Here is a 7161-nt window from a genome sequence, read left to right on the forward strand (position 1 = left end):
CCGCGCTGAAACACAGTCTCCAGCAACGCTTCCAGCCCGTAGATGTCGCTCACGCAAGCCAGCGCCGTGTACTCGCCAACCGAATGGCCGCAGGCGATGGCGTCCTCGACGAACGCACCCTGCTCGCGCATCTCGGCGACCTGGGCGGCCGCCACCGTCGCCATGGCGACCTGGGTGAATTGGGTCAGATACAGCACGCCCTCGGGGTGTTGGTAGTGCACGCCGCTGGCGATCAGGCTGGTCGGGTTGTCGCGCACCACGTGCATGATCGAGAAGCCCAGCGTTCCGCGGGTGTACTTGTCGGCGTCGTCCCACACCTTGCGGGCGGCCTTGGAGCGGGCCCGGACTTCCATGCCCATGCCCTTGTGCTGAATGCCCTGACCGGGAAACGCGTAGACGGTCTTCGGCGAAGCCAGCCGTGCCGTCGCCGACATCACCAGATCCGAGCCGACCCGGGCGGCGACCTCTAAAACCTCTGCGCCCTGGTCGATTCCGACCCGATCGACCCGGAAGTCCACCTCGTCGCCGGGACGCACCATACCCAGGAAGCGGGCCGTCCAGCCCACCAATCGAGCAGGGGGGCGGGCCTGGCGGTCGGTGGCGGTCGCTACATGTTGTGCCGCTGCCGACAACCACATTCCGTGCACGATCGGCGATTCCAGACCGGCCAGCAGTGCGGCGGACCGATCGGTGTGAATCGGATTGTGATCGCCGGACACCACTGCGAACGGGCGCATATCGACCGGCGCAGGCAGTGTGACATCCCGCCGGCGGCGCCGCGGGGTGTCGGTCGCGTTCTCGGAGACCGCGCCACCGGCACGCAGCGGGTCGGTTAATTCGGCAGCGCCGGTGCGGCCACGAATCGCGAACCGCTCCTCAAGCGTGGCGAGCACTGTGCGGTCCGCGGCGGCGACCGTCACCGAGATCGGAACCACTCGACCGAATTCGGTATCGGTGGCCACCGAAGCCGTTGCAGTGACGGTCAATTCGGCCGGCACCTTGGGCAGATTGGTAAGCAGGTGCGCTGCATGGTCCAGGTGCACCAGGCTCAGCAAGCCTTCCACGACCGGGACGCCGGCAGCGGTGACCGCGGAGCCGATGGCCGCGAAGACCGCCGGCCAGCAGCGGCCGACCAGCGCGTCGGGCACGGTGGTCAGGGTGGGTGCCAGCGGCTCGCCGAAGATGGCGGTGACCCCGGTGTGGTCGGCTACCAGCTCGGGGTCCCACGGCACGGTCACGGTGGCCGTCCCGTTGTGCACCCGGGGCAGCGCTTCCGGACCGTCGGCACCGGCGGCGATGGCCAGCACCGAGCGCATGGCTTCGATGGCGTCCTTGGTGCGGACAACCGGAATGCCGCCGTCAATCGTGCTGGCGGGCAAGCTAAATCGGATGTCGATCCAGGTGCCCGCGATCGGCACGCTCAACACAACTTGGTCGCCGTCGATCTGTAGCCGCGCGCCGGTGGATGAATGGGTGGCCCGTGACTCTTCTGGTCCGTCGTGCACCTGCCACTCGGCAGGATGGGCGATGCGGTGCACCGGGTTGGTGGCGACGCGGCCGGCCCACAGCACATCCGGCGCGTCCAACACCACGGCCAGCAGCCCACGCACATCGACGCGCCCCTGCCGGCGCGCGATCACCGGCGCGGGCTGCGCCCCGGTTGACAGCACCTCGTCGATCGCGGCTTGCTCGAAGCGGTCCAACAATTCGCCGACCGGTTCGTCCATCCGGGTGATACCAGCGACCGCGGCGGTGCCGGGAATGATGCACACCTCATCAGCCTCGTAACGGGCGTCGTGGGCCTGCCACAGCGAATCACTGCGCCACCAGCGCCGTACATCTTTATCGATGACCGGCACGAAGTTGACCGGCTTGCCCAGCGTCTTGCACAGCGTGACGAAGAATGGCACATCGGCCGGGTGCAGCTGCACGGTCTCAGCGTCGGGATAGCGGGCCAGCAGCGCCGCGATGGCCGCATCCGGGTTCTCGAGCAGCGCGTCGTCGTTGAAGAGGGTCTCGATCGGACCGTGGTCCTGCGGGTGCAGCCGCGCCTCGGCTCGTTGCAGCATCTGCTCGAACCGGTCGCGCCAGGTGTCGGCCAGCCACCGGCTGCCCGGCGCCGCAGTGTCGGCCGTGCTGTCGCCGTCGCCGATGGTCAGCTCGACATAACGCCGCAGCCACTGCAGGTAGGTCATCTCGGCGACGTCGCCGAAGTACGGCTTGGCGGTGACGGCCATCGCCGCGATGATCTCGTCGCGGCGATCGGCGACCGCGTCCGCGTCTCCGGCGACCTCGTCGAGCAGCCGCCCGCAACGGGAAGCGGAGTTGTCGATCTCGTGGATGTCGGCGCCGAGCTGGCTGCGGCTGGACGCCATGCCGCCCTGAGCTTTTCCAGCGCTGATCCAGTGGTCGGTGCCCTGCGTTTCGACCAGCATCCGCTTGACCGACGGCGATGTCGTCGACTCTCTTGTCGCCATTGCTGCGGTGCCCACCAGAATGCCGTCGACGGGCATCAACGGGAAACCGTAGGACTCGGCCCAGCGCCCGGACAGGTATTCGGCCGCCCGCTCGGGGGTGCCGATGCCGCCGCCGACGCAGACGGTGATGTTGGGCCGCGATCGCAACTCCGAGTAGGTGGCCAGCAGCAGGTCGTCGAGGTCTTCCCAGGAGTGGTGACCGCCGGCGCGCCCGCCCTCGATGTGCATGATGACCGGCTTGGTCGGCACCTCGGTGGCAATGCGGATAACCGAACGGATCTGTTCGACGGTGCCCGGTTTGAAAACCACGTGGCTGATCCCGATCTCGTTGAGTTCGTCGATGAGCTCGACGGCCTCTTCCAGCTCGGGGATGCCTGCACTGACGATCAGGCCGTCGATCGGCGCACCGGACTGGCGGGCCTTCTGTACCAACCGTTTTCCGCCGACCTGCAGCTTCCACAGATACGGGTCGAGGAACAGCGCGTTGAACTGGTAGGTCCGACCGGGTTCAAGCAGCCCGGACAGCTCCTCGATGCGGTCGTTGAAGATCGGTTCGGTGACCTGCCCGCCGCCGGCGAGCTCGGCCCAGTGCCCGGCGTTGGCCGCGGCGGCGACGATCTCGGCGTCGACGGTGGTCGGGGTCATGCCCGCCAGCAAGATCGGTGACCGGCCGGTCAGCCGGGTGAACTTCGTCGAGAGTTTGACCCTGCCGTCGGGCAAGCGGACCACCGACGGGGCGTAGCTCGACCAGGGACGGGCCACCTCGGGCACGGCGCCGATCGTGAACAGGTTGCGTTGCCCGCCGCGGGTCGCTGCGGGCACGATGCCGATGCCGAGGCCGCGGATCACCGGTGCGGTCAGCCGGGTCAGGATGTCGCCGGGGCCCAGGTCGAGAATCCAGCGGGCGCCTGCCTCGTGGACCTTCACGACCTCGTCCACCCAGTCGACCTGCTGTACCAGGATGTACTCGGCCAGCGCGCGGGCAAATTCGACATCGAGGCCGACCTTTTCGGCCCAGTCGCCGACGATGTCGATACCGTCGGCCAGCCGTGGCGTGTGGAACCCCACCTCGACCTGCACCGGGTCGAAGGCCGGCGCGAAGACGTCGCCGCCGCGGATCTTGTTCTTGCGGTCGGCTTCTTCTTTGTCCGAGATCTGCTTGCAGTACAGCTCGAAGCGGGACAGCTGCTCGGGGGTGCCGGTGATGACGACCGAGCGCCGGCCGTTGCGGATCGACAAGACGGGCGGCAGCACGGTTCGGACGTCTTGGGAGAAGTCCTCGAGCAGCCGGTAGATGCGCTCGGGGTCGGCGTTGCTGACCGACACCATCGGTGGGCGATCGCCGAGGACCGAGATGCCGCGGCGGCGGGCCACCAGCGTGCCGGCGGCGCCGATCAGCTGTGCGACGGCAAGCAGCTCAACATCGCGTTCGCCCGCGGCTTTCAGCGCCTCCACGCCCAGAACGCCCTGCGAGTGACCGACGACGGCTACCGGCGGGGTGGCCTGCAAGTCCATGCCTTGGCGCGCAAGGGTGCGTATCGCGGCGATTTGGGTCAGCAGCACGCCGGGCAACGACACCGCGGCCGAGGTGAGTTGCCTGGCGGACGGAACCGGGTCCTCGGCAGCCAGCGCGCGTACCCAACGCAGCGGCTCAAAGCCGATGGGACGGACCACGACGAGCTCCTTGGCGACCGGCTCGAGCAGCATGTCCACCTCGCCGACCAGCGTCGACAGCTCAGATTCGACGCCTGCCGAAGACACCAGCTCTTCCAGCGTCTCCAGCCACGCGCCGCCTTGCCCACCGAACGCGACCGCATAGGCCTCGCCGGCACTGAGACGATCGACCAGGGCATGAGTGCCCTGCGCAGCCTCCGGGGTGATCCCGTCGTGGTCCGCCGACACTCGATGGTGCTCGTAGATCGTCACGTGCGTATCTCCCTAAAAGCGCTTATCGCCTTGCGTGCCAGAGCAGCGCTGCCCTGCGGATATCGTCAAAATCCCGACCGAGCCCCCGTCCAACCGACCGCGTCTCGACGAACCCGGCTTCGGAGGGCCGACCGAGGGGGCGTTATCGCCTGCTATAAGAGTGTCATAAGAACCAGTGGGGTTTCCTGCGCGAATCGGTTACTGGTGAGTTCTACGCGCGGGTAACAGTGCCCTGGGTAACACTCCGCTCAACGGCGGCCGAGGGCCTGCGGACCAAACCCGCTGGATGCAGGTGGTTACGGTCGAGTAGCAACAACAGCGCAGATCAAGGCAGTATTGTTATGCAATCGTTATCTAAAAATTCTGCGCTTTATCGAGACTGTCGGTCTACATCTGACCACGCCGCGCGCAGTGACCGAAGAGAATCGGGCCGCCGCAGCGGACGGCAGAAGTTTGCTGGAAACTTACCCGCGGGTCAGCACAGCTCAGGCCCACTGCCCGAACTGGGGCTTGCAAATGTTGTTGAGGTCGACTCCGACGCCTCCGACGTTGCGCTTGTCGATCTCGACCTGATGCAAATTCGCGGCGGGATGAGTGCGACCCCCGGGTGAGCCCCAGTTGTGCTGCCAGAAGTAGGAGCCCAGGCCGTCTTGCAGCGCCCATTCGATCGTTTTGGAATTCCCGTACACGCCGGTCCGCTGGTGACCGACCACCGACTCCCAGCCGCGCAGGTAGGGCGCCACCTGCGCCTTGTACTGCTCGTGGGACGGGTCGTCATCAATCGAGGCGTAGATGGGGGCGCCAGCCGGACCACCAGCGGCGCTGTGCAGCTGCGACCCCCGCTGCGCATGCGTGACGCCCGCGCTTTGACCGCCTAGCCAGTCGGCGGAGCTCTGCTTGCCGTACTGGTAGCAGGAGACGATCTTGAGGCCGTTCTGGTTGAGGTCGCGGGCTTCGGGCAGTTGGATCGGCTTCCCCAGCATCCAGGAGCCGCCGGGCCGACGATCCGATACGTACCGGATGGAGCCCACTGCGCCGGCCGCCCTGATCTGGCCGGCGGGGATCACTCCGGCCGCATAATCCAGCAAAACGCCCAGGCCATCCGCCGAGGCCGACGGCGCGCACAGCGACCCCGCCGCGACACCGAGACCGATCAGGGCAGGTGTCGCCGCCGCGAATTTCAGCACAGAGCGCCGCGACGTAAGCGTCACGCGTCACAGGATACGACAAACACACCAATTACCACGTCAACGCCACTGGTCACATCTGTATCAGGACCGGCGGACCTGCTGCATCACCTCCGCCAGGTGCCGGTGCCCGAACAATCCGAAACTGCCGACCACGGCCGCCGGCGCTGCCCTTACAACCAGGGTCGCAAAGGTTTCCGGAAAAAAATTGCGGGGTGGGGGTGTGGGAACTGGGTTTGGAGCTGACCTGGGGCGATGGTCTTTGAGCAACTGTGTGCATCGATCTCCGGTCTCACGGTCGCCGGACAGCAACTATGGTTGCTCCGTGGTCGATGGCATGGCGCCGTTCGTGCAGCCGGAAACCCAACGCGCGGCGGGCTTCCTGCGCCCGGTCGCGCATCGGAACTACTGGATAGCGGCCGGCCTGCTGATTCAGCTCGCCGGAGCGGCCCTGCCGATCGCGGTGCTGTTCAAGCGCGCGAAAAGTGAGGACCTCCTGCAACACGTGACGGGTCTCACGGTGAAGCTCGTTTGGCACCAAGCGATCCACGACCCCCACGGCCGTCCGCTGATCATCGCAGGCACGGTCGTGTTCGTACTCGGCTCGATGGTCCTCGCGCGCCCCTTTGTGAAGCACGTGCTGACGCTGGTGCTCGCAGTGCCGGTCGCGGCGCTGGTGTTCGTCGCCGCGCTCGGCGCGGTCGCGCTGATCGTGGTGGTCCTCGGGCTCATCGTGTGGGCGTTTGCGGACAGCTCGGGGTTCTCGTGGTCGGGGTCGGGGTCCGGAAAGAAGAAGACGCCCGACGGCGGAGCGGACGAGGGTTCGTAGGACGGGCTGCTGCGCACGATCGTCGCGGTCTGCCGGTCAAACATGGCACGAAGAGGCCCGGTAGTGGGCGCGGTCCAGGCTTTCTCCGACAATGCCGTGTCTCGACACGCAGGGGCGGTCGGTGACTGAGGCGCAACACCGGCACCGGCTGCACGCGCCAGTATGTACGATCCTCCCCATGCCGCTGGTCAGTGGTGTGACAGTCGCCGGGTTCAGTATTGTTCGGCTGCTCGCGTCCGGAGAGATCGGTGAGCTCTATCTGGCTGAACACCCGAGGTTGCCGCGCCAGTACGCGCTCAAGATGCTGTCGGCCGATGTGTCGGCCGACCCGGAGTATCGCTTCCGGTTCCACCAGGAATCCGACCGGGCAGCCGCTCTGTGGCATCCCAACATCGTCGGCCTCCACGATCGCGGTGAGTTCGACGACCAGCTGTGGCTCGCGATGGACTACGTCGACGGCACCGACGCCGCCCAGCTGCTAACCGATACCTATCCCGACGGCATGCCGCCAGACATGGTGATCGAGATCGTCTCCGCGATCGCGGACGCCCTCGATTACGCCCACGAACAGGGGCTGGTGCATCGCTACGTGAACCCGAGCAACATCCTTCTCACCGATTCGGCATCCGGCAGACGACGAATTTTGCTGGCAGGCTTGGGTGTCGCCCGGCGCCCCGACGAGACCAACAGTCTGACTCGGGCGAACCTTGGCATCGGCACCGTGAGCTATGCAGCGCCCGAG

Annotated in this window: 4 protein-coding genes; 2 read left to right on the plus strand and 2 right to left on the minus strand. The window is 66.8% G+C overall.

Features of this window, described 5'->3' with window-relative positions:
* The coding region (locus WAN71_RS03180) for a fatty acid synthase subunit beta domain-containing protein (RefSeq protein WP_422223936.1) at window positions 1-4403 on the minus strand (4403 nt) is incomplete at its 3' end.
* Between the two features lie 485 nt (window positions 4404-4888).
* A complete protein-coding gene (locus WAN71_RS03185; protein WP_422223937.1) occupies window positions 4889-5614 on the minus strand; it encodes a DUF1906 domain-containing protein in 726 nt (241 codons plus the stop codon).
* Between the two features lie 301 nt (window positions 5615-5915).
* On the opposite strand from WAN71_RS03185, the gene WAN71_RS03190 reads away from it, so the two are divergent.
* A complete protein-coding gene (locus WAN71_RS03190) occupies window positions 5916-6419 on the plus strand; it encodes a hypothetical protein (protein WP_422223938.1) in 504 nt (167 codons plus the stop codon).
* Between the two features lie 178 nt (window positions 6420-6597).
* The coding region (locus tag WAN71_RS03195) for a serine/threonine-protein kinase (RefSeq protein ID WP_422223939.1) at window positions 6598-7161 on the plus strand (564 nt) is incomplete at its 3' end.

It is taken from the genome of Mycobacterium sp., from assembly GCF_049280035.1.
GTDB lineage: Bacteria > Actinomycetota > Actinomycetes > Mycobacteriales > Mycobacteriaceae > Mycobacterium.